Below are 22,021 nucleotides of genomic sequence, written 5' to 3'. Positions count from 1 at the left end.
ACCGCGCAATTCTCTCTGCGGTATCATGGCTCTTTCATTCGCATCTTCCATCCCACGTTTGTACGGTTTGGCACGTCATGAAAATCGCCATGGTAGGGACCGGCTATGTCGGTCTAGTGACGGGAACCTGTTTTGCCGACAGCGGCAATCGGGTCACCTGCGTTGATATCAATGCGGCGAAAATCGCCGATCTCAACGCCGGCAAAATCCCCATCTATGAGCCGGGCCTGGAAGAACTGGTCGTCCGAAATTCTGAGGCTGGTCGTCTCAAGTTTACGACCGATCTGGCCGCGGCGGTCAAAGACGCCGAGCTAGTCTATCTAGGCGTCGGGACGCCGCAAGGAGACGATGGCGCCGCCGATCTTTCGGCCCTGTGGGCAGTGGTCGACGGTCTGGCTCCGCACCTGAAACCGGACGCCGCGGTCGTGATCAAAAGCACCGTGCCGGTCGGGACGAACGCCGAGACCTTTGCTCGCCTGCGCGAGAAAACGGGACGCGACTGCCATGTCGCCAGCAATCCGGAGTTCCTCAAAGAAGGCGCCGCGATCGATGACTTCATGAAACCCGATCGCGTCGTGGTCGGCGTTCGCGATCCCCAAGTGGGCGAAAAGCTGCGGCTGCTCTACGCTCCGTTTTTGCGGACGGAAAAACCCTTTTTGGTCATGTCGCCCGAGAGCGCCGAGCTAACCAAGTACGTCGCCAACGCGATGCTGGCGACCAAGATCAGCTTCATCAACACGATGGCCAACCTGACCGAAAAACTGGGAGGCGACATCAACGACGTCCGCCGCGGCATCGGTCACGACAGCCGGATCGGCTTCGCGTTTCTCTTTCCCGGCGTCGGCTACGGCGGCAGTTGCTTTCCGAAAGATGTCCGCGCCCTCGAAGCGATGTTCGAGCGAGCCGGCATCGATCCCGTCATGTTGAAAGCGGTCGACGTGATCAACGAGGCGCAAAAGCGGACGCTGCTCGATAAGATGACGGAATTCTATGAGGGCCAGTTCGCCGGCAAGACCTTCGCGATCTGGGGTCTAGCGTTCAAGCCGCGAACCGACGATATCCGCGAAGCTCCCGCCCTAGTGCTGATCGACAATTTATTGGCCGCAGGCGCCAAGCTGCGAGTTCATGATCCCGAAGCGGCTGACAACGTTCGCGCGATCTACGGCGACAAGCTGACCTATTGCGATCAGCCGCTTGAAACGCTCGATGGCGCCGATGCTCTAGCGATCAATACTGAGTGGGCCGAGTTCCGTCAGCCGGACATGAACGATGTAAAGCGGCGGCTCAACGCGCCTGTCATCTTCGACGGCCGCAATCTGTACGATCGCGGCTTGATGCAAGAGCTGGGCTTTACGTACTACTCGATCGGTCGTCAGACGGTTCGCTCGTAACGCGCTGCAGATGTCGCCGCAAGAACCAGGTGAGCAACAGCGGCGCGGCCGCGCTGACGCCGGCGGCGACTAAGATCCATTCGTGCTGCGCCGCGAGTTCTCCGAAAGCGGCGTAAGCCAGCGCGATCCCCAGGTTGGCGAGCAACATCGGCGGCAAAAATCGCCGCCACTCCAATCGGCTCGCTCCTAGCAGCAGCACCATCGCTTCGGCCAAGATCGGCAGCGCTCGCGTCAGCGCGATTCCCCAGGGGCCGATTCGATCGGCGACCGTTTGCATTGCGACTACGTCGGACGCTTGCGTATAGCGACGTACGATCGCATCGCCATAGCGTCGCGACAACCCAAACGCGATCACCGCGCCGGCCGTCATCCCGGCCCAACAAACCAGCGTGGCCAGCATCGTACCCAACTGCGATCCAGCGAGCGTACTAACCACGCTCGACGGCACCGGCAGAAAGATATCGGTCGCTAATAGCGCGAAGACGATCAACGCTGTCAGCGGCGCGCTGGGCGGATGTTCGGTCCAGCCGGCGACCACCGCTTCGACCTCGGTTTCCCAAAACAAAAGCGGGATGATCGGCGCCAGCAGGACGACGCCGATCAAAAACAACCATTTCAAAAAAGGACGCACTTTGTCGCTTTAGCCCCGCACAATCACGCGATAAATATTCAACTCGCGGCGCTTGCCGCTAACGCCGACGACCTCGCGCAGGTCGGTTCCCACTGCCGACGACACCGCCAAACGCGCAATCTTTTGCTGTACGAACCACACGACGCGGGTATCAAAAGGGGACAACTCCGTTACCGAACTAGCGGCGATTCGCTCCACTATTTGAGCGGTCGACTGCGGTTCGATCTCAGCGACAAATCCAACTTCCGTCGGCATTCCGGACTGCGCGCCGATAAAAAAATGGACCGTCTTGCGAACTCGTTTGCGCGGAGTCGCACCCCACGGAGCCGGGATGAGCCATTCCCCGTCTTGTGCGTAATTGTTCTTTCCCAAGCCTTCTTTGGCGACGATCCAGCGTGTGATCATCGAATCATCTGCAGCTTTCAATGACGGCGACAACCAGCGATTCGCGGCTTCGACGGCAACTGCCGACTCGATAAACTCAAGTTGGTCGGTTTCTAGATTCGCCACGATTTCGCAGTCGCAAAACATGCAGTTTTGCTCCAGCGCATCGAGCATGTCACGCCAATCAATGCCATTCTGCGCCGCCCAGACTTGCGCAAATTGATGCGTATGGTTGCAGCCGCTCGCGCGCACGTGCTTGTCGATATCGCTGATCAACGACGTCACTTGTGACGCATTTAAGACTCTCGGCATGACGAAAGCTCGTATGAAAACGGGGAGGCCTGCCCTAGCAGGATAATCCCCGTCACCGCCGCTGTCACGCGATCCTAGCGCCTGGCGTCTCCGTCTACGCCGCTCCAGCCAGTTTCGGCTGTTCGGAGTTGGCCAATGGAACTCCCAAGACTTCGCGAGCCAAGTTGGCGTAATCTTCGGCGCCGTTGGACGAGCCGTCGTACTCGAAGATCGATTGCCCAAAGCTGGGCGCTTCGGCCAAACGAATATTGCGACGAATGCGCGTGCGGAAGACTTTGGCGTCGGCCCAAGCCGTATTGGCGCCCGCTCCGTTGGTGAAAAATTGATCGACGTCGCCGGCGACTTCTCCCGCCAGGCGCGTGCTCGATTCAAACAAGCAAAGGATCACGCCGGTCAAGCGCAGGTGATTATTGATGCGGCGCGCGACGATGTCGACGGTCCGCAGCAGCTTGCTGAGACCATGCAGCGCCAAAAAGTGGGGCTGCAGCGGCAGAAAGACTTCGGTCACCGCCGCCAACGCGTTGAGCGTCAACACGCCCAGACTAGGCGGGCAATCGATGATCAGATAGTCAAACTCTTGATCGTCGGCGGCCAGCTTGTCGTATAGGATCACCTCGCGTCCAACTTCGCCAGCGAGTTCCATTTCGGCGGCGGCCAGGTCGAGATGCGCCGGGACAACCCACAGGTTTTCGGCGACTTGCTTACGCACATCCGCCAGCGAAGCGTCCCCCACCAAAACTTCATAAATCGAATCGTGTCCATTATCGACGCCGATTCCGAGATGCAGCGATGCGTGTGCTTGGGGATCGAGATCGATGACGCAGACCCGCATTCCAGCGCGAGCCAGGCCAGCGGCAAGATTGACGGCGGTCGTCGTTTTACCGACTCCACCCTTTTGATTGAGTACAGCGATGGATCGCATGGTCGAAACCTCCTTGTTCTGGCCGGTGCGCAACTGGGGCGGGGGAGTATAACGGCCAAAGGGGATCGATCGCCAGATGAATTCTGCGCCGAATTTTGTCGAGTCTGTGCAGACTCTTTTGCTTACCCGGTCCAGCGCTTATTATCAAAGTTCGCATTGGGGCCCAAATAGGGCCTCGTGCGCGATCCGCCGCTTGCATTGCTTGCAAGCACTCGTTCGCCCCACACGTTTGGAGTATCCGCCGTGCGCGTCATTATCGAACCGACCCCCGAAGCAGCCAGCCGCCGCGCCGCCCAGATGATCGCACGTCTGGTTCGCCAAAAGCCGGTCTGCACGCTGGGGCTAGCAACCGGGGGAACGCCGCTCAAGATGTATGGCGAATTGATCCGCATGCACCAAGAGGAAGGGCTCGACTTCTCGCGGGTCAAGACGTTTAACCTGGACGAGTATGTCGGATTGCCCCCTTCGCATGAGCAAAGCTATCGCTATTTCATGCAGAAAAACCTGTTCGATCTGATCAACATTGACGTCCGCAACACGCATGTGCCGGATGGCCGCGCCCTCGACTTCGAGAAGTATGGCGATCGTTACGAACAATTGATCGTCGACGCCGGCGGCATCGAGCTGCAAGTGCTGGGGATCGGCGCTGATGGGCACATCGCGTTCAACGAACCAGGCTCGTCACTCGGCAGTCGAACCCGTTTGAAGACGCTGGCGCCAGAAACGGTTCGCGACAACGCGCGCTTCTTTGGCAGCGAGAATGCGGTCCCCAAATTGGCGATCACGATGGGCGTCGGCACGATCCTCGAGTCGCGCCGCTGTCTGTTGCTCGCCTTTGGCGACAGCAAAGCGGATGCAATCGCCGCGACGATTGAAGGTCCGGTCACCGCCCAGGTTACCGCCAGCGCGTTGCAACTGCACCGCGAAGTGGTGGTCGTGCTGGACGAAGCGGCCGCTTCCAAACTTGCCCGTCGCGAATACTACGAAGGAGTCGAAGACGCTCACCGCATGCTGGAGTCAGGCAAGCTTCCCTGGATTGATGAAGCGTAATCACCGCTACTCCGCCAGATTGATCGGCCGTTCATCACGCAGCAAACGCAACAGCTCGATTCGATCTTGATCCAGTTGGCCGTCGGCGTCGATCAGCAGTTCGGCCCGTCGCGTCTTCGGCGGCGCCGGCGTCTTGCTCCACTGCTGCAACATCGCGGCGGCTCGCTCTTGCAAAACCGTCTCGTCGGCTAGCGAGTCATACGGAAAGTCGGCAAAGCCCGGCAGCCGATCTTTCGTTTGTCCGGCGACAAAGCGGACCGCCGCGTAGGGATCATCCAACAGCTGCGCCAGATAAGGCGCCATCCAAGCCGTGCCGCTCGTCTGTTGCGCCGCTGACCAACCGCAATGCCAGGCTAACAAGGCGCGTTGCCCGGCGTCGCCGCGGGTCAGCCATAAGATCGCCGCGGCGACTTCTTGTTCTTCGGCGGGCAAATCGGGCTTCTCTTGGCCAAACCAGTCATGCAAATGGTTCGCTGACCAGCCAAGGCTTTGATCCAAGTGACACAGGTTACAAGCATTCGGTCGCGCCGAATTCCAGTCGATCGATTGGCTCATCCGCTCGACGCGGGGGCTGTCGATCCAATGACTGCGCGACGCCTTTAGCAACCCAAACGCCGTGTGCGGCATGTGACAATTGACGCACTGACTGCCGCTCGATTCGAGCGCATGATGCGTGTGCGCCGGAACATCGGCGGCGATTGTCGCATGACAGTTCGTACAGCTTTGATTGGTCAGCGCCTCAGGCCGCAGTTGATCGTTGGCCCACTCGACGGCTGGTCGTGGATCATCGACCGGCTGATGCATCTCGTGGCAAGTGACGCACGAGATCTCGCCTTGCTGATAACAGGCGGAAGCTCGCAGTCCGGTGTACTCGCGACCCGACACGCGGACCATGCCGTCCGACCAAAACTGATCGACCGAGCCTTCCGCGAGCAGCTTTTTCGCTTTCGCCAGATCATCGCCGGGACGATAACTGCAGCCTTCTGCATCCAGTCGATGCGCCTGGGCGTCGTCAAACGTCGAGTGGACGCTATGGCATTGCCCGCAGACTTCGGAAGAACGCTGATGCGTCAATTTCGCCGGATTGACGATCGCGCCTCTTCCTTGCCCCGAGCGCTCGGACGCGACATGCGCCTGTCCGGGACCATGACACGCTTCGCACGAGATCGCCAGTTCGGCCACTTCGGCCCCCTGCTGCAGATTGAACTGATGCGAACGAGGAAGGGTCGTATGACACTGGACGCAGCGATGATTCCAAGTTGGTCTTCGTGCGACCGAGTCACGCGGAGGCGTGATGAAGATCGCGTCGACCGGCATCCATTTCTCGGCGCGAATCTGGTACGCCCAGGGAAACATCCGCAGCGAGCCATCGTCGCTCGGAAACCAATAGATCTGTTCGTTGTGCGATCCGGTCGTCATTACGATCGGACGCTCAATCCGAGGGGCGGCCTCGGCGTCGCCGTACAGATTCGGCATCTCGACCCAGTACTGGCCGTCACGTTGCTGCACGCGATACGACTGGTCGTAGAGGGTCATCGTGCGACCGTCAAACGGCGCTAGTACCGAGTCGGGTTCGGCGAGTTGCGTCATCCGGCGATGATGCGACGCGCCCCACGAGCGACACTGGTCGGCGTGACATTCCAGACAAGACTTTGATCCGACGTAGCCATCGGCGGCGACTTGTTGCGGAAGCTCGACCGGCCGCGTGATCCGAGTCACCTGGGGACCGTCGGCCGCGGTCCAGGCGCACGCTAGCAAAATCGCCCCCAAGAATAGGGCGATCAATACCAAAGTGGACGCAAAATGAACACGTGACGAAGCGTGCATCGCAGGCTTTGCTAGCAAAAACGGTCGGTTTCCTTATTCTAAGTCGCTCTCACGCGGTTTGTCGGCTGTTTTCTCGGAATATGCTTCACGTTCGATACGACCGGTTTCCGAAAAAAGACGACGGGTCATGCGCGGGCAGCGCGTTGAAACCAGAAAGGGGGTAAGAATGCTCGTCATTGTCAGTGATCTTCATTTGACCGATGGAACGACGGCGCGAACGCTCGATGCGGACGCATTTCGCATGTTCGTCGAACGAATGCAGGACATGGCGGTCCGCGCGTCATGGCGCGCCGACGATCGCTATCGCCCCTTGGATGGCATCGACATCGTTTTGCTCGGCGACGTCCTCGACCTGGTCAACAGTGCGCAGTGGCTCTCCGGGTTGGTGCGCCCCTGGTCAAGCGATGTCGCGACCGTCGAACAAACGGCGACGATCGTCGCCGACATCTTGCAGCACAACCAAGACGCGATCGCCACGCTGGAGTCGTTAGCCAACCGCGGCGCGATTCGCATTCCGATGGCGACCAACGACGGCAAGCCGGCCTTTGACATCCAATTGCAGCCGGTTCCGGTCCGACTTTACTACATGGTCGGCGACGCCGACTGGTTGTTGTATCGCAGCGGCGACGCGACGAACGCGATTCGTCGGACGATCTGCAGCAAGCTGGGCTTGGCGAACTCGCCCGAGGCGCCGTTTCCGCACGATCCGAGCGAATGTCCGCAACTAGCGCGCACGTTGGCCAAACATCGCGTCTATGCTCGGCATGGCGATGTCTTTGACTCGCTCAGCTTTCGCGGACGCCGCGACGAGAGCAGTTTGGCCGACGCGATCATCATCGAAGGCGCGATGCGATTCGTCCAAGCCGCAGCCGAGAAATTTGGGAGCGAATTGCCGCTCGAATTGATTCTGGCGCTGGAAGAACTAACCGACGTCCGTCCGTTGAGCGTGATGTCAACGATGCTCTCGAACGCAATTCAGCGCACTTGCGGGGCGAAACGGTCGCTGCAGTACGAGTTGCGATCGCTCTGGGACCAGCAGATCGAGCAAATTCTCGACGCCTCCTGGTTCCGCTCGCAACGTTGGAGCGACTCGATCGACGTCGATCAACTCGCGTCGCAGTTTCTGCTCAACCGCAACGGACCTGCTAGCCAGGAAGAAGCGCTGCAGCCATCGCTCCTGCAATTCGCGTTGACCGAATCGGAGTTTCGCAACCGCCGCGCCAAGTACGTGGTGTATGGTCACACGCATCGCGCGGTCGCAACGCCGCTCGAAGCGAGTTACGCCGACGGTTTTGTACTCAATCAGATCTATTTCAACAGCGGCTCTTGGCGGCGCGTGTATGATACGACGTCACTAGCACAACCAGGTGGTCAATTGGTAGCCAGTGATTCGATCAATCTGCTCGCCTTCTATCAGGGGGATGAACGGCACGGTCGTCCCTATGAAACCTGGTCGAGCATGCTAGGGTCCGCTGCTTCGACACGACGGCAAGTTCGTATGGATGCGGCCGAAGCGTCCACCCCGATTGGCTCGGTCATTTCCGTAAAATCAGCGAATCTCGACCGGCCTCACTTCTTTCAGTCCGGCGCCGCCGCCTCGCGATTTACCCACTAAAGCGTGCTTATTGTGGGAAAATTGACCAATTTGCTTCGGCAATCCGCAGTCGAGAAACACTGGGGAAATGCCTATTGGAAGAGTAGATTATCCGAAGACGCATTTGCGTCCTCACTTCACTCCCCTCCGGCGAGTTTCCAAAGATGGAAGCCATTATCATCTATACGACCGCTTCTAGTATGGAAGAAGCAGAGCACATTGCAGATGCGCTGGTTGGTCAACAATTGGCCGCTTGCGTCCAAATAATGCCCGGCGTTCGCAGCGTCTACAATTGGCGCGGCAAGATCGCCCAGTCAGACGAAACTCTCTGCATTATCAAGACGGAAGCCAAACGCTTTAAGGCCGTCGCCCAAGCGATCGAACAGATCCATTCTTACGAAGTGCCTGAGTTGGTCGCCGTGCCGATCGTGCATGGTTCGATTGACTATCTCAGTTGGCTCAACGATCAAGTCGAGAGCGAAATTTGAGCGACAGCTTTCCGATCTCGCTTCATCCGGACGCCGCGGCCGGACTTTTTCCTGTCAGCTTTGAACAGGTCGAAGAGACTTGGTCGCACTGGCCGCGCATGTTTTTTGAACCCGATGGTTCGTTCGTCTGGGTCGCAGAAGATCAAAGCTGGCAATTGGACGGCGTCGTCTACGACCGGGATGATCATGTTCTGCGCGTCGATTTAACCGGCGTCTACACGGCCGAACCGTTCCAGCAATTAGTCCGTTCCCTCGGCTGGCCCGACGCAAAACTGCGCGTCGAGAAGGTGCGCGACGGACAATTTCTCGACGTCGAGCAGTTCCTTCGCGACAGCGTTTCTTAAGCCAATCAGCGCAATCGCTACCAGCGACAAAATCGTGTCGCCAAGAATGCTACGTTTCCTGGTGAAGCGTCCCCTTCTCTTCTCTTGGCGTTTGCACGACAGGCCTGTTGCCGATGAACCCCGTCTCTAGCTACTCGAGCGCAAATCTGATCGTCGCCACAGCGGTCAATCGAAACCTCAACTCGATGTTGGGCGCCTTGCAGCGACTCTCCACCGGCCAGCGCATCAACCGCGGCAGCGATGATCCCGCCGCTCTGATCGCCGCGAACATGATCAAATCCCAGATCGCCACGCGAGAAGCGCTGCAGCGCTCGACGCTACGCGTCAGTGGGCTGGTCGCTGTCGCCGATAGCGGGCTCGCCGAAGTCTCTCGCTTGACCAGCGAGATCCGCGGAAATCTACTCACCGCTGCTAGCAGCACCACCACCGACGCCGAGCGAGCCGCGCTGCAATTGGAAATCGACGGCGCTATCGACGCGATCGATCGGGTGGGCGAATCGACCTACAACGGCAGCCTGGTCTTCAGCGGTAAGACGGTCAACGTAAGTTACCGTCCCGACTACTACGCATGGGATCGGCTGCATCTGCCCGAGATCAATTCCGAAACGCTCGGCGACGAAGCCGCCGTTCTGGCCGATCTGCGCTCTGGCGGGCAATACGATTTAGAGAGCGGCGACTTGGCTTCCGCGCTGCAGACGCTCGACGCGGTGCAATCGCGGACGATCTACGCTCGGGCCGAGTATCGCGTCTTCGATCGCTACTCACACGATTCGATTTACGAATCGCTCTACGACCAGGAAATCCAACTCACGTCCATCTATAGCGAAATCATGGACGCGGACTATGGAAGCGAAACGTCCGAGCTGACCCGCAGCGCCATTTTGGCCCACAGCTCGCTCGTCGCTTACAAGTCGCTGGTCGCGGTCGCCCAGACGCAAGCGAGCCTGTTTGATGCGTTGTTCGACCTCAACCGACGCTAGCAGGCGAATGACGATGTCGGAAGTTCGTGACCAATTCTTGAATTGATCTTTGCTCGATTTCCCGATTTTGTTAGGTAAGCAGCTCCCGCAATTGGAGCGGGCCCTCGAATCGAGACCATCCAGCCGGCATGGACGCCATGAAGAATCTCTACCTCCGCTTTACCGCTATCGGCAGCGTCGCCTCCTTAGGAGTCGCCGCGATCGTACAATCGGTCCTTTCCTCGGCCCAAACCGCGGGGCAACCCGTGGTCGACGCCGCCCAAGAAAACGTCGCGGCGCTGGTCGACGCGACGACTTCCGCAGGGGAAGATGCGGCGCGATACGTCCCGCCGATTGTCCGCGCCAATAATGAGAATGACGATCCCGGCAACTCGGCCGCTACCGATCCGCCTCCGCCGGCTTCGCACCGCTTTTCGCTCGCCGACGGCGCTAGCGCAGCACCGACCGCCGCCGCGACCAGCCGATTTCTGGGGGATGCTAGTCCAGAAAACCCGTCCACGCCCACTCAACCGGCGCCGGTCAGCGTCGGCGATACGCCGCAACCTCCGGTCAGCCGCTTCAGCCTCAGCGGCGGCGCGCCAACTCCGGCGGCGGCGACACCGTCTGCCGATGCAGCTCCAACCGCGACGCCAGCCCCGGTAACGCGAGCCCCTTCGACCGGATCCCGTTTTCAAATCGGCGATTCGACTCCTGCGGCGGCCGCTGTAGGCGCTGCTGCCGGTGCTGGCGCCGCCGCAGTCGGCGCTGCTGTCGCTGCCGAAACCGCGCCGACCCCCAGCTATGGAACACGCTTCAGCGGCGCTCCTAGCAGCGCAGCTCCTGCGGCTGCTGATACGCCTTCTAGCATGTCCGGCGAAAGCGAATCACCGGCGGCGACCTTGGCCAGCCAACCGCGGACCATGCCCAGCGAATCTGCTGCAACGCCGCGCTATACGGCGCCGCCGCTTGGCTCCAGTTCGGAACCGACCGCTCCAGCGCCCAGCAGCCGTTTCCAATTCAGCAGCTCCGGCGCCGGTTCGGCTCCGGTTAGCTCGACGCCGGCGCCTGTCGGCGGCATGCCGCGTGAAACGCCTGCGGCGACCGAACGTTACCCCGCGCCGGCATCGATCGGCGGCCCTGTTCCGGTAACGCCGGAAAGCTATCCGTCGCCCCGTTCGACGCCGACTCCCAGCTATCAACCCAGCCGTGACCTTCTCGGCAGCGGCGGTCCCGCCGTCAGCGGCATCGGCAAACCGGGCGACGCCAAGCTGGAAGGGCTGCAACAACCGTCGATCTCGCTCGAGAAGCGTGCTCCGGTCGAAATCCAAGTCGGCAAACCGGCGACGTTTTCGCTGGTGGTCAAAAACGTCGGACAAACGATCGCACATGATGTGGTGATTCGCGACTCGGTTCCGGCCGGCACCGCGCTGGTCAGCACCACGCCGACGGCCGAAAGCGGCGTCGACGGCCAATTGCTTTGGAAGATCGGCCAAATTGCTCCCGGCGAAGAAAAACGTCTAACGATGGAGCTGATGCCGCAAACCGAAGGGGATGTCGGCAGCGTCGCGACCGTCTCGTTCGCCGCGCATGCGACCGTTCGCTCTCGCGTCACCAAGCCAGAACTAACTATCGAACAAACGGCCGCTCCGACTGTGCTGATCGGCGATAACTTGATGTTGGCGATCACCGTCAGCAACCCCGGCACCGGTCCCGCGACCGGAGTCGTGCTCGAAGAAATCGTGCCGGCCAACTTCATTCACCCGGCCGGCGGCGAACTCGAATTCGAGATCGGCACCCTCAAGCCGGGCGAAACTCGCAGTCTCGAACTCACCCTGAAAGCCGACAAAGCGGGCCGCACGCAAAACGTGCTCGGCATTCGCGGCGACGGCAATCTGCAAACGCAAACCGAACTGAACATCGAAGTGATCGCTCCGCAATTAGAGCTGACGATGGTCGGCCCGAAACTGCGCTATCTCGATCGCCCGGCCAAGTACCAGGTTTCGGTCAGCAATCCCGGCACCGCTCCGGCTCAAGGGATCGACCTGATTACCTACTTGCCGAAAGGGATGAAGTTTGTCGACGCCAACAACGCCGGCCAATACGACAGCAACCAGCACGCGATCTTCTGGAACCTGGAAGAGCTGCCGCCGTCGCAAAGCGGAACGGTCGAGCTGACCGCGCTGCCGATCGAAGCCGGCGATCAAAAGATTCGGGTCGAAGGCTCGGCTCGTATGGGTCTCACCGCTCAGAACGAAACGCTGGTCCAGGTCGAAGGCATCGTCGCGCTCTTCTTTGAAGTCGCCGACCAGGCCGATCCGATCGAACTGGGCAAAGATACGACCTACGACGTGCGCGTTGTGAACCAAGGATCCAAAACCGCGACCAACGTCCGCGTCGCCGCGATGCTGCCGCCCGGCATGCAAGGAGTCGACGCCAGCGGTGCGAGCAAGGGAACGGTCAGCGGCAGCGACGTCATCTTTGAACCGCTCGCTCGTTTGCAACCAAAAGCGGAAGAAACCTTCCGCATCAAAGTCAAAGGCATCGCCGCCGGCGACCAACGGATCAAAGTCCAAATCTCCAGCGACGAAATCCCGCAGCCGATCACCAAAGAAGAAAGCACCCGGGTCTATTCGGACCGGTAAGTTTTCGTTGGCGACAAATCGAACCATCACCAACGCCGTAGGCAGCAATTGCTGCTTGCGGCGTTTTTTTATGGGTTGGGGTATTCGAACCTCAGACTGTGCTGAAATATCTGGAGCCCACACTTCTCTTAGGCCCGAACGGCCGTTCCAAAATAGCCTAGGGCGCAGTTGCTGCAAGCAACGCAGCCCTAGGTCCATGTAACCAAGAATGCAACTGACGTTTGACGCCATTTCAATCCTGCCAACCCAAACGCAACCTTTCTACGTGCCCAGCATTCCTAGGGCTGCGTCGCCTGCGGCGAACTGACCCCTGAGCTACATTAGACCGGCCGCGTTGGGGCTAAGACCCCGCCTGCAAGATTGTTGATTGACAAAACGCACGAATTTCGGGTCGATTACACGCAAAGGACCAGCTATCGAATCACGTTTGCGCGGCGGCCGAATCGGTGGACGAGCTCGGAGATTCTCTGCGCTGCGTTCGTTCCGAATCCAACGAGCATGATTGGGCGTCCCTCCCAAACTAGACCTCAGAAATGGAGATTTGGGAGCAGGCATTCAGCGCCGATTCGACTTCCCATCTGAAAGTCCACTAAAAAGCGATCCTGTCCTGTCCAACCTTTTGAACGAGAAAACGCGGCGGTCCTGTCCTGTCCAACCTTTCGAACGAGAAAACGCGGCGGTCCTGTCCTGTCCAACCTTTCGAACGAGAAAACGCGACGGTCCTGTCCTGTCCAACCTTTCGAACGAGAAAACGCGACGGTCCTGTCCTGTCCAACCTTTCCAGTTCGACTATGGGTCCAAACGGTCTACCGTCATTGGGAATGGGAGCCGTATGCCCTCGGCTTGCGCACTCGGGCTGGTGTTGGATTATTTTCATTCGTTGGATAAAAAACGATGCGGTCCGGTCCAGTCCGATGGACTGGCCGCGAGCGTGGGCGAACCTGCTTCAGGTGGGACTGCTCTGTTGGGAGGAGGATCCGTAGAATAGTTGACATGACCACTGATAATTCCCCTTTGATCACCCGAGTCGCCAGCCGGCGCGATCATCCCGCCTGCGCGAAGATCTTCTACGCGGCTCGCAAAGCGACCTTTCACTGGATGCCGCCGGCCAAGATTCGTTTCGACGATTTCGAGCAAGCGACCGCCGACGAGCCGATCTGGGTCGCCGAGCGCCAGCGCCAGATCGTCGGCTTCGTCTCGTGGTGGCCGCCCGAGAATTTTATTCACAACTTGTTTGTCGCGCCCGGTCAACAGCGCAGCGGTGTGGGCGAGAAGTTGCTGACAGCTTGCTTGGCCCAGATCGGCCGGCCTGCGCGCTTAAAATGCAACATAGCGAACGAAGCGGCGCTGGCGTTTTACGAAAAGTTGGGCTGGCGGCGCGACTCGCAATCGACCAGTCCCGAAGGTCTCTACTGGCTGATGATGCTGGACGCAGAAAAATAGAGGGTTACGGCATCGGTGCGATCGTCGCCAGATCGGCCTCCAGAGCTTTGCGAATGTCGGCGTCTGTGACTTGCCCCGCGCGCATCGTCGCTTCCGTCAAACAGCGATCCATTTCGATCTTGTCGCCGGCGACCAGCGCGGCTCGCGCCAGCGCTTCATAAGCGAAACCGACCAAAAACGGATCCTCGGCAGGGCTCACCTGCAAACACATCTGGCCAAATCGAGCGGCTAGATTCGCTTCGCCGAGCAACACCAACACGCGGGACATTTGCCAATAGCCGATCGACATATTTTGCGGCGTGCAATCGTCGCGCTCGCTCCAATGCCAAAGGGATGCGGCCGACCGGATCAGCATCTGGGCAGATTCGGACTCGGTACGCTCAGACTGGTTGATCAAGTCCCATGTGCCGTTGAAGCATTGCACTGCGAAATGGCGATGCGCTGCGGACTCGTTCACGGCGTGCTCCCATCGTGGAGGTGGAAAAGAAGAATCTCTCCTATCGTAAGCGACCCGACGACGGTTGTCGCATGTTTCTGGGGAAGCTGGATCGAACCGATTTCAGCCGGTAAGCTGAGAATCGCTATTCGCTATCGAAACATTTGAAATCGCTCCATGACCAACATCGTTATCCTCCTCGTCGCTTTGTCGCTCGCGGGCTATCTCGCCTTTTCCCGGCGGCTCGCGCGCTCCGAATTCTGGAAAGCGACTTCGACTCCGCTGGCGTCGATCATGGGCAGCGGGTTTCTGGTCAGCGCGCCTTTGATGGCCGGCGTCGCCGGGTACTACGCTCTGTTTGCAATCGGGGCGCTGCTGATCTTCGCCTATGGAGTTGGCGCCGCGATTCGTTTCAATATTGCGAATTTTGAACCGATCGAAAACGAGCAAGGAACGCCGCAGACGATCGCCGTCGTTTCGCGCGTCGTGCTGGCCGGCGCTTACTTTATCTCGGTCACTTACTACTTGCAGTTGTTGGCCGCTTTTTCGCTGAGCGGAATAGGGATCGAAAACGCCCTTTTCGAGCACGTGATTACGACGGCGCTATTGGTTACGATCGGCGGGATCGGCATGTGGCGCGGGCTCGACATGCTTGAGAATCTCGAGAAATACACGATCGCGCTAAATCTAGGCATGATCGGCGCGTTGTTGGCGGCACTGATGATTTACAACGCGCAGATGTGGGGGAGCGGCGATTGGAAACTTCCCGACGTCACGGCCCGCTTGGACTTTCACGGACTGCGCGTCTTACTGGGTCTGCTGATCGTCGTCCAAGGCTTTGAAACTTCGCGATATTTGGGGGCAGAACATTCGGCCGACCTGCGTATTCGTACGATGCGTTGGTCACAAATCATCTCGGGCCTGATTTATGTCGCGTTTATCGCGCTGGCGACGGTGTTGTTTCGCTCTAACATGGACGCCGACGTTACCGCGATTATTAAAATGACGCGGCCGGTGGCGCTCTTGCTGCCGGCGCTGCTGTCGATCGCCGCCGTCGGCAGTCAGTTTAGCGCCGCAGTCGCCGACGAAGAAGCGGCCGGCGGGCTGATCGAAGATATCACCCATCGCAAGATCTCGATCCGTGCGGCCTATGTGATCATCTTGACCGTCACCATTTTTCTGACCTGGGCGACCGACGTAAATCAGATCATCGCCTACGCATCGCGGGCCTTCGCCCTGTTTTACATGCTGCAATGCGTGATCGCACTGCTGGTCGCTGGGCGAAAAAAGGAGCTCTCGGCACGCCTGCCGCGGCTGGTTTTGTTCGCGCTGTTATCGCTGCTTTGCCTGGCCGTATTTTTGCTCGGGTTACCAGCCGAGTAAGTTTCGCCGGTTGCGATCATTTCGCTTCCGCTTTTTCTTCTTGCTCAGTTTTTTGTGGAGGTTTGTTCACCAGCAACTTATAGATCTCTGGCAGCGACTCCGGCGTGATCGTTTCGTCTTCGTTCACGTACGTGACTCGCGCAAAGCCAGCCCGAAAGATTGGTAGGTCTCGATCGGCCCTGTAGGTCAACTCGTCCGCGGTCGGTTCGCGGTATTCGATCGTCTTCAATTGCCACAGCAAACCGTAAGCGACATGTGCCCATTTTTTACCCTGGTTTCGCCAATTCGCCGCTTGTAGCGGTCGTTCACCCGCTGCCTGCGGATGGATGACAATCATCTTTTTGGGAAAGGTTCCGACCCCTTCAATCGACTCTGTTTCCAAGATGTGCTGCCGCCAATCTCGCCAGGGAGATCCTTCCGAATTTGCGTAAGAGTAGCCGATCATCTTGGGCAAAGCGTAGTCGCCGGCGGCGAAATCCAAAGACAGGTTCCGCTCGTCGGTGACCGCCTTGACGTGATCCAACTTCCGCTCTGGATTGGCCAGATAGTAAATCGCGACATTGGGAATGCGGGAAGCGGCGGCCGCGTCGGCGGCTTGCTCTTTGGCAAAGCGGGCCAGCAAGTCAGGCAAGCGAACGTTCTGCTCTCCTTCGACCATATGAAACAGCGACAACGGATCCAAGCGAGGATGAAAATCGGCGTTGGGCGCCGACGTGATCGTGCCGTTCTTTTTCAAATGCAGTTGAAAGCCGGGAGTGCGTATCAGCGCCTCGGTATAGATCAGCGGGCCATACGAGAAGCCGCCGGTGTTATCCCACTTCGACTCTCCTTCTTGGCGAAAGTCATACAGCTCGACCAGGCCCTTTTTGGCCCAGACCCCGTGTCCGACGCCGTTGACATGGTCAAACTGGATTTCCTGGAAACTGTCGTTGTAGAGGACCAATCCAATTTGCACGTCAAACTGGCAATAGAAGTTGTCAAACGCGGCGATATTCGCGGCGCTCGCTGCGGTCAGCTGCGACAACGTCGGCTGAGCCTCTTGAGCCTGAGCGGTCATCACGGCGCAACAAACGCCGACGAAAAGCAAAGATCCCCGCATCATCGCGCACTTCTCCTGGCCTGCAGCAGTCGGATGTCGAGTGTGGGAGAGGAACCGTCATCATAGCCGCAGCGGTTCGGCTTGTCTGCGGAAATGGAGAGGGGCTTTAGCATCCATGCAAAAAGATCTAGTAAACCGAAGTGATAGCATCGTGCGCAGATGCCGCAGTTTCTATGCCCTCCTCCGCCGTCTCCGGCAACATCAGCACCGCGCCCGTCAAAAAGCAAATCGCGCCTAGCAACGTAAACGCGGTCGCCGCCGTGACCGCAACGTCGATCGGCTCCCCAGGCAACCCAACGGCAAAGATCGCCGAAAGCATGAACCCAACGCAGCCCAGCAGATTGATCGAGACGATCCACCACGAAAGATTTTCGGGTCGCCAGGCCCAGTAGGCGTGACCAAACTCAATAAACGCCAGATAACCGGACGCAAGAAAGAGAATCGAACCAACCAAGTTGGGCGCCCACACCAACAGGTCTTGCTGCAGCCAAGTGAGCCCTGGCCACATGCCGTCGAACGTGTTGAAGTTAAACAGCACCGTCCCGACAAACTGCAACAAGCAACTGAGCCAACCGGCGTCATGCGGCCGCCAGGCGAACAGCTTGGTGCGGAGCGGTTTCTCTTGGCCAAACTCGCCGGCGTTGGCCGCTTGAAACAGTTGCAAATAGGCGGCGGCAGTGAACGGTATCGAGCCGGCGAAGTAGATCGCGCCGATCCTCGTTTCGCTCACTTCCCCCAAGTTGGCCAACGACGGCCAAAGACTGAGCGAACTAGCGAGCGCAAACAGACTCGCGCCGAAGGCGAAGATCACGCCGATCCACCAGTTCAATTTGCCGGGCAACCAGAGCCCGCGCAGCAACAGTTGCGGCAGCCGCGCGACTTGCAGCGTCTCGGGCGGCGCCAACTGCTTGCGATGATGCCGCGCATTCCATTGCCGGCGGATCTGACCCAGCCGCCGCCAGACGCGGAGCGTGACAAACGGCCAAGCGCCGCGCTCTTCCAGTTGTTCGAGTTCACTCATGGCAGAGGGAGGAGAAGATGAGAACAGGGCAAAGCCACTAGCGCCGAACGAAAAACAGAGTAAGTATCCAGCCGAAAACCTTCCCACTAGCCCGTTGCGCCAGCGAGGGAATGCGGCGGCAAGCAAATGACGAATGTCGAAGCTTAAATGTCGAATGAAGCACGAAACACGAAATCGTTCGTCGCATTGTGCATTGGCGCTTCGACATTCGTCATTGAATGGAGACCGCATTCCCTCGCTCGCGCAACGGGCTACGAAGAGAATTGGCCTTACGCGACTACACAAACCTAGTGATGAAACCCGCCGGCTTCTTCTTCGGTCAGCGGCTGATCGATCGGGTGATTCTCGAAGTATTCGATGCCGCGCTGGATATCTTCCAGCAGCAGCGAACCGAGATCGCGGCTCACGCCGTGACGGACCAAGATGCGTTGAATCACTTGATCGCTTTGATCGTCCGGCAGCGAGTAAGCCGGCACTTGCCAACCGCGGGTACAAAGCCGATCGGCCAGATCGTAGAGCGAGAAACCTGGCTTGACGCCTGGCTTCAACTTCCAGCAGAGAGCCGGAATGCCGCTGCGGCGATCGCCGTCGTAGATGACGTCAAACAGCCCGATTTTGTCGATCTCTTCCGCTAGATAAGACGCCGTGTCATAGCAGGCCGAGTGAATCTTCCGATAGCCGTCGCGACCCAGTCGCAAGAAGTTGTAGTACTGACAAACGATCTGCCCGCCGGGACGCGAAAAGTTGAGCGCCAAGTCGCGCATGTTGCCGCCGAGATAGTTGACCCAAAAGATCAGATCATCCGGCAGATCTTTCTCTTCGCGCCAGATGACCCAGCCGACGCCCAAGGGAGCCAGACCAAACTTATGACCCGACGTGTTGATCGATTTCACCCGCGGCAGGCGAAAGTCCCAAACCAACTCGGGCGCACAGAACGGCGCGAGGAACCCGCCGCTGGCGGCGTCGACATGAATCGGAATGTCGAGCCCTTTTTCTTTTTCGAGCTTGTCCAGGGCCGCGGCGATCTCAAAGACCGGCTCATACTGACAGGTAAAGGTTACGCCCAGGGTCGGCACGACGCCGATCGTGTTTTCGTCGCACCGCTTGATCACTTCTTCCGGCGTCAGCAACAAGCGGCCCTCTTCCATTGGCACTTCGCGGAGTTCGATATCCCAGTACCGCGCGAACTTGTGCCAACAAACTTGGACCGGGCCGGTGATCAGGTTCGGCTTGTCGACCGGTTTGCCGGCGGCGACCCGTTTCGCTTTCCAACGGTTCTTCATCGCCATCCCGCCCAGCATGGCCGCTTCGCTCGAACCGGTGGTCGAACAGCCGATCGTGTTCGCTTCGGACGGCGAGTTCCAGAGATCGGCCAGCATATGAACGCAGCGCGCTTCGATCTCGGCGGTCTGCGGGTACTCGTCCTTGTCGACCATGTTCTTGTCGAGACATTCGTCCATCAGCTTGTGGACTTCGGGCTCGACCCAGGTCTGACAGAAGGTCGCCAAGTTTTGTCGCGAGTTGCCGTCGAGCATCAGCTCGTCATGCACGACCGAATAAGCGTGCCGCGGGTTCTGCTCGACATGCGGAAATTTGTATTTGGGCATGCTGACCGAAAGGTCGGTCGACGCGTAAACGTCGTCATCCAACTCTTCGCGGCGAGTATCTTTCTCGTGCAGAACCATGGGTGCAGTCTCCAGGTGGTCGAAGGATTAGCGCGACGCAAAAGCCGCAGTAGAGCAGGCCAGCAAGAATGGGGGCCCGTAAGCGACTAGGCTACCAGATCAACGCGGGTGATGCAGCGCGGATTGATGATGAAAGGATCACAGGTCAGTGAATGATTTCAAAGAACGTTCGTCGGAAATCTTCACCCCGGCTTTGTCCAACCATCTCATCGCTAATTGTTCACCTGATCCCAACCGCGCCACAACCACCGCAGCGACTCCGGCAAGATCGCGCCACCATGAACTCCGCTATGACCACCGGTTCCACCCACAAACTTGTAGTCGTACTTGCTGAACGCGAGCGCCTTTTCCATTTGCAAGTTGGAGAGCCACCAGTTGCCGTGAGCGTTGTCGACGTCGTTCTCGCCATCTTGCAAGAAGACGCGGATCGGTTTCGGGTCGGTCTTGCGAATCAGGGCCGGATAGACATGACCGCCGCGGATGTTGGTGAAGCTGCCGACATGGCTCAGCACTTTGCGAAATTGATCGGGGCGCTCCCAAGCGACCGTGAATGCGCAGATGCCGCCGGACGAAATGCCGACGATAGCTCGAAGATTGGGATTGTCGGTCAGCTTGTATTGTTTGGCGACTTCCGGCAGGATCTCGTCGATGAGGAAAGTCGCGTAGTCGGCGCTCAGCGTGTCATATTCAAAGCTGCGATTGTTGGAGCGCCACGGCGAGTCGATCTTGCTCTCTCCCTTATGGCCGGGGTTAAGAAAGATGCCGATGGTGACCGGCATTTCTCCGGCGGCGATCAAGTTGTCCATCACCGCAGGCGCCCGAAACTGGCCCGTTTCGCTAACGTAGGTGTGGCCATCTTGAAAGACCATCACCGCGGCCGGCGTCTCGCCGTCGTACTGGGCCGGAACATAAAGGTAGTACTCGCGCGACGTCTCGGGAAAGACTTTGCTACTGGCGAAGACATGCTTGGTCACGACTCCCTGGGGAACTCCTGCTTGGCGCGTCGAATCGGGACCGAGCTGATAGTCGGAATCTGCGGCGAGCGCAAGCGACGCCAAGCCAACCAAAATCAATGCGAGCGGAGTAAGTCGTTTCATGAAGGGACGTCTCGAGTTGGGGGCAAACTAATCGGGGGCGAGCACTCATCCTAACACGCCGGTTTAGAAGAGTTGCAGCCGGCTTGATAAGCGTCGATCGTGGAGCTGGAAACGGCGAAACCCGTTCCGATCGGCGGGCGATTTACGCCTTCTTGCTTACCCCCTCTTAAACCACTAGACATGACACCGAAGGTAGTAAAAAATGGATCGGCTGTTTCCGATCAGAAGCAACGACAATCGGTAGATTAAAACCCCTTAATATGCAAATAAGGGGTTCTAGCGCGAAAAGAATACTGAAATGCGCGAAATTTCTATATCTTTTCATACGTTCTTTCGCAAAATCGGCAACAGCGCCGAAACGCGCTTGATTTCACGGGGTTATTGGTATCATTAGTAAGTGAACTACACGGGAGACGGCGACAATCCCAACAAGACGTTGGGAACTTTGGGTCGACGATTCCCCGACTTGAAACCTGATTTGTGCTTCACCTTTTCTCACTTGTCGCTGTTCCTGGCGGGCGAACGCGACAAAACCTCCTTTCAGCCTGATTCTTAATAGATGACTCCATCGAAACGAAGATTCTTCGCGCCGGGATCGTTGACGATTTCGGTAAGCGATCTCATAGTCGCTATGTCCCTGATCTGTGTCGGGCTTAGTTTTTCCACGGCGTTCTTAAAGTACGCCGGGTTTGATTTTGCCGGCAGCATGGACGACGCGAACGTCGCCTACGCCACGTTCGCTTCGGTGAATATCACCATTTGCGTGATCAGTTCGTTGATTGCGTGGCGCTGGTTCACGCGTCGGCGACGGACAGAGCTAAGCACGAGCTGGTCGCCGGGCAACTATTTGATGTTGCTGTCGATGTTGTACGTACCGTTTTATTTCTGCCGCGAGTTCATCTGGCTATCGTGGGCGAGTCCCGCGTTTTTGAAGCCGATCCTGGATCCCGCCGCCGCCGTGCTGAGCGTGATGATCTTCTCTCTGGGCATGATCACCATGGCGATGATCCCCAAGGTTCGCTGGAAGCTGGTCACGGTGACGTTTAGCGTTCCGCAATTAGCGATTGCCGGCATGGATATCTTTTCACCGACCGACATGATGACCGGCTCTTACTTTTGGGCAAGTCGCATCGTGATCGTGTTTGCCGCCGCCGCCGCCGCTCAAACCGTGATGGCCGCGACGGTCGATTTGGCGCTGCGAGAAAAGCGTGACTTTGGCCATTACTTGGGGATGACCTTGTTCCTTGGCCTGTGCATCAACCTGACGGTCGAATGGGGCTGGTATTGGCTCTACTAAAGCCGCGCCCAACAGC

At 58.5% G+C, this 22,021-nt stretch carries 19 protein-coding genes; 10 read left to right on the top strand and 9 right to left on the bottom strand.

The window, feature by feature from the left end; translation table 11 throughout:
- The first annotated feature begins 77 nt into the window (after window positions 1-77).
- Window positions 78-1,391 carry a UDP-glucose dehydrogenase family protein gene (locus DSM3645_RS02000; protein WP_002650323.1) on the top strand — a complete coding sequence of 438 codons (1,314 nt, stop codon included), beginning with the start codon at window positions 78-80 and terminating at the stop codon, window positions 1,389-1,391.
- Here DSM3645_RS02000 and DSM3645_RS01995 read toward each other — a convergent pair.
- From DSM3645_RS01995 to DSM3645_RS01985, 3 genes are all read right to left on the bottom strand, one after another.
- Window positions 1,351-2,010: a TVP38/TMEM64 family protein gene (locus DSM3645_RS01995; RefSeq protein ID WP_161603273.1), complete on the bottom strand. Its 660-nt coding sequence runs from the start codon at window positions 2,008-2,010 to the stop codon at window positions 1,351-1,353. The genes DSM3645_RS02000 and DSM3645_RS01995 overlap by 41 nt on opposite strands.
- Before the next feature lie 21 nt (window positions 2,011-2,031).
- Window positions 2,032-2,718, bottom strand: coding sequence for a DUF2695 domain-containing protein (locus tag DSM3645_RS01990; protein ID WP_081444687.1), 687 nt, complete (start codon window positions 2,716-2,718; stop codon window positions 2,032-2,034).
- A 94-nt stretch (window positions 2,719-2,812) separates the two neighbouring features.
- Window positions 2,813-3,640 carry a ParA family protein gene (locus tag DSM3645_RS01985; protein WP_040351534.1) on the bottom strand — a complete coding sequence of 276 codons (828 nt, stop codon included), beginning with the start codon at window positions 3,638-3,640 and terminating at the stop codon, window positions 2,813-2,815.
- Window positions 3,641-3,883: 243 nt separating this feature from the next.
- On the opposite strand from DSM3645_RS01985, the gene nagB reads away from it, so the two are divergent.
- On the top strand, window positions 3,884-4,690 hold the full coding sequence (gene nagB, locus DSM3645_RS01980) for a glucosamine-6-phosphate deaminase (protein ID WP_002650319.1): 807 nt from the start codon (window positions 3,884-3,886) through the stop codon (window positions 4,688-4,690).
- Between the two features lie 6 nt (window positions 4,691-4,696).
- Here the strand turns inward: nagB and DSM3645_RS01975 are convergent, their stop codons facing one another.
- Entirely contained in the window at window positions 4,697-6,517 is a 1,821-nt protein-coding gene (locus tag DSM3645_RS01975) for a cytochrome c3 family protein (RefSeq protein WP_050769284.1), read from the bottom strand.
- A gap of 166 nt (window positions 6,518-6,683) precedes the next feature.
- Here DSM3645_RS01975 and DSM3645_RS01970 point away from each other — a divergent pair, with 166 nt between their 5' ends.
- The 6 genes from DSM3645_RS01970 to DSM3645_RS01945 all read left to right on the top strand — a co-directional run bounded on the left by DSM3645_RS01970 (window position 6,684) and on the right by DSM3645_RS01945 (window position 13,987).
- Window positions 6,684-8,132, top strand: a complete 1,449-nt coding sequence (locus tag DSM3645_RS01970) for a hypothetical protein (RefSeq protein WP_002650316.1) — start codon at window positions 6,684-6,686, stop codon at window positions 8,130-8,132.
- A 143-nt stretch (window positions 8,133-8,275) separates the two neighbouring features.
- On the top strand, window positions 8,276-8,599 hold the full coding sequence (gene cutA / locus DSM3645_RS01965) for a divalent-cation tolerance protein CutA (protein ID WP_002650315.1): 324 nt from the start codon (window positions 8,276-8,278) through the stop codon (window positions 8,597-8,599).
- The gene (locus DSM3645_RS01960) at window positions 8,596-8,943 is read left to right on the top strand and encodes a hypothetical protein (RefSeq protein ID WP_002650314.1); all 348 of its coding nucleotides are present in this window, start codon (window positions 8,596-8,598) and stop codon (window positions 8,941-8,943) included. The genes cutA and DSM3645_RS01960 overlap by 4 nt, the downstream gene beginning before the upstream one ends.
- 113 nt (window positions 8,944-9,056) lie before the next feature.
- Window positions 9,057-9,923: a flagellin gene (locus DSM3645_RS01955; RefSeq protein WP_002650313.1), complete on the top strand. Its 867-nt coding sequence runs from the start codon at window positions 9,057-9,059 to the stop codon at window positions 9,921-9,923.
- A 137-nt stretch (window positions 9,924-10,060) separates the two neighbouring features.
- Window positions 10,061-12,544 (top strand): DUF11 domain-containing protein, encoded by a 2,484-nt coding sequence (locus tag DSM3645_RS27540; RefSeq protein ID WP_131282112.1) that lies wholly within the window; start codon window positions 10,061-10,063, stop codon window positions 12,542-12,544.
- A 993-nt stretch (window positions 12,545-13,537) separates the two neighbouring features.
- The gene (locus DSM3645_RS01945; RefSeq protein WP_050769283.1) at window positions 13,538-13,987 is read left to right on the top strand and encodes a GNAT family N-acetyltransferase; all 450 of its coding nucleotides are present in this window, start codon (window positions 13,538-13,540) and stop codon (window positions 13,985-13,987) included.
- Between the two features lie 4 nt (window positions 13,988-13,991).
- On the opposite strand, the gene DSM3645_RS01940 is transcribed toward DSM3645_RS01945, so the two are convergent.
- On the bottom strand, window positions 13,992-14,444 hold the full coding sequence (locus tag DSM3645_RS01940) for a hypothetical protein (RefSeq protein ID WP_002650310.1): 453 nt from the start codon (window positions 14,442-14,444) through the stop codon (window positions 13,992-13,994).
- A gap of 156 nt (window positions 14,445-14,600) precedes the next feature.
- Between DSM3645_RS01940 and DSM3645_RS01935 the strand changes: the two genes are divergently transcribed.
- Complete coding sequence (locus tag DSM3645_RS01935; RefSeq protein ID WP_002650309.1) at window positions 14,601-15,806, top strand: hypothetical protein; 1,206 nt, start codon at window positions 14,601-14,603, stop codon at window positions 15,804-15,806.
- Window positions 15,807-15,822: 16 nt separating this feature from the next.
- Here DSM3645_RS01935 and DSM3645_RS01930 read toward each other — a convergent pair whose 3' ends face one another.
- The 4 genes from DSM3645_RS01930 to DSM3645_RS01915 all read right to left on the bottom strand — a co-directional run bounded on the left by DSM3645_RS01930 (window position 15,823) and on the right by DSM3645_RS01915 (window position 20,708).
- Entirely contained in the window at window positions 15,823-16,908 is a 1,086-nt protein-coding gene (locus tag DSM3645_RS01930) for a hypothetical protein (protein ID WP_002650308.1), read from the bottom strand.
- Between the two features lie 124 nt (window positions 16,909-17,032).
- Window positions 17,033-17,926: a hypothetical protein gene (locus DSM3645_RS01925; protein WP_002650307.1), complete on the bottom strand. Its 894-nt coding sequence runs from the start codon at window positions 17,924-17,926 to the stop codon at window positions 17,033-17,035.
- A 287-nt stretch (window positions 17,927-18,213) separates the two neighbouring features.
- A complete protein-coding gene (locus DSM3645_RS01920; protein WP_002650305.1) occupies window positions 18,214-19,611 on the bottom strand; it encodes a glutamate decarboxylase in 1,398 nt (465 codons plus the stop codon).
- A 212-nt stretch (window positions 19,612-19,823) separates the two neighbouring features.
- Window positions 19,824-20,708, bottom strand: a complete 885-nt coding sequence (locus DSM3645_RS01915; protein WP_002650304.1) for an alpha/beta hydrolase — start codon at window positions 20,706-20,708, stop codon at window positions 19,824-19,826.
- Window positions 20,709-21,339: 631 nt separating this feature from the next.
- Between DSM3645_RS01915 and DSM3645_RS01910 the strand changes: the two genes are divergently transcribed.
- Complete coding sequence (locus DSM3645_RS01910) at window positions 21,340-22,005, top strand: hypothetical protein (RefSeq protein ID WP_131282110.1); 666 nt, start codon at window positions 21,340-21,342, stop codon at window positions 22,003-22,005.
- Window positions 22,006-22,021 lie beyond the last annotated feature (16 nt).

The organism is Blastopirellula marina DSM 3645 (genome assembly GCF_000153105.1).
GTDB lineage: Bacteria > Planctomycetota > Planctomycetia > Pirellulales > Pirellulaceae > Blastopirellula > Blastopirellula marina.
This window is presented reverse-complemented; position numbering and strand designations above follow the sequence as displayed.

Excerpts from the sequence above, each read along its gene's own strand:
- DSM3645_RS02000 (WP_002650323.1), top strand. The coding sequence starts at position 78 with ATGAAAATCGCCATGGTAGGGACCGGCTATGTCGGTCTAGTGACGGGA.
- DSM3645_RS01990 (WP_081444687.1), bottom strand. The coding sequence starts at position 2,718 with ATGCCGAGAGTCTTAAATGCGTCACAAGTGACGTCGTTGATCAGCGAT.
- DSM3645_RS01985 (WP_040351534.1), bottom strand. The coding sequence starts at position 3,640 with ATGCGATCCATCGCTGTACTCAATCAAAAGGGTGGAGTCGGTAAAACG.
- DSM3645_RS01975 (WP_050769284.1), bottom strand. The coding sequence starts at position 6,517 with ATGCACGCTTCGTCACGTGTTCATTTTGCGTCCACTTTGGTATTGATC.
- DSM3645_RS01970 (WP_002650316.1), top strand. The coding sequence starts at position 6,684 with ATGCTCGTCATTGTCAGTGATCTTCATTTGACCGATGGAACGACGGCG.
- cutA (WP_002650315.1), top strand. The coding sequence starts at position 8,276 with ATGGAAGCCATTATCATCTATACGACCGCTTCTAGTATGGAAGAAGCA.
- DSM3645_RS01955 (WP_002650313.1), top strand. The coding sequence starts at position 9,057 with ATGAACCCCGTCTCTAGCTACTCGAGCGCAAATCTGATCGTCGCCACA.
- DSM3645_RS27540 (WP_131282112.1), top strand. The coding sequence starts at position 10,061 with ATGAAGAATCTCTACCTCCGCTTTACCGCTATCGGCAGCGTCGCCTCC.
- DSM3645_RS01945 (WP_050769283.1), top strand. The coding sequence starts at position 13,538 with ATGACCACTGATAATTCCCCTTTGATCACCCGAGTCGCCAGCCGGCGC.
- DSM3645_RS01935 (WP_002650309.1), top strand. The coding sequence starts at position 14,601 with ATGACCAACATCGTTATCCTCCTCGTCGCTTTGTCGCTCGCGGGCTAT.
- DSM3645_RS01930 (WP_002650308.1), bottom strand. The coding sequence starts at position 16,908 with ATGATGCGGGGATCTTTGCTTTTCGTCGGCGTTTGTTGCGCCGTGATG.
- DSM3645_RS01925 (WP_002650307.1), bottom strand. The coding sequence starts at position 17,926 with ATGAGTGAACTCGAACAACTGGAAGAGCGCGGCGCTTGGCCGTTTGTC.
- DSM3645_RS01920 (WP_002650305.1), bottom strand. The coding sequence starts at position 19,611 with ATGGTTCTGCACGAGAAAGATACTCGCCGCGAAGAGTTGGATGACGAC.
- DSM3645_RS01915 (WP_002650304.1), bottom strand. The coding sequence starts at position 20,708 with ATGAAACGACTTACTCCGCTCGCATTGATTTTGGTTGGCTTGGCGTCG.
- DSM3645_RS01910 (WP_131282110.1), top strand. The coding sequence starts at position 21,340 with ATGTCCCTGATCTGTGTCGGGCTTAGTTTTTCCACGGCGTTCTTAAAG.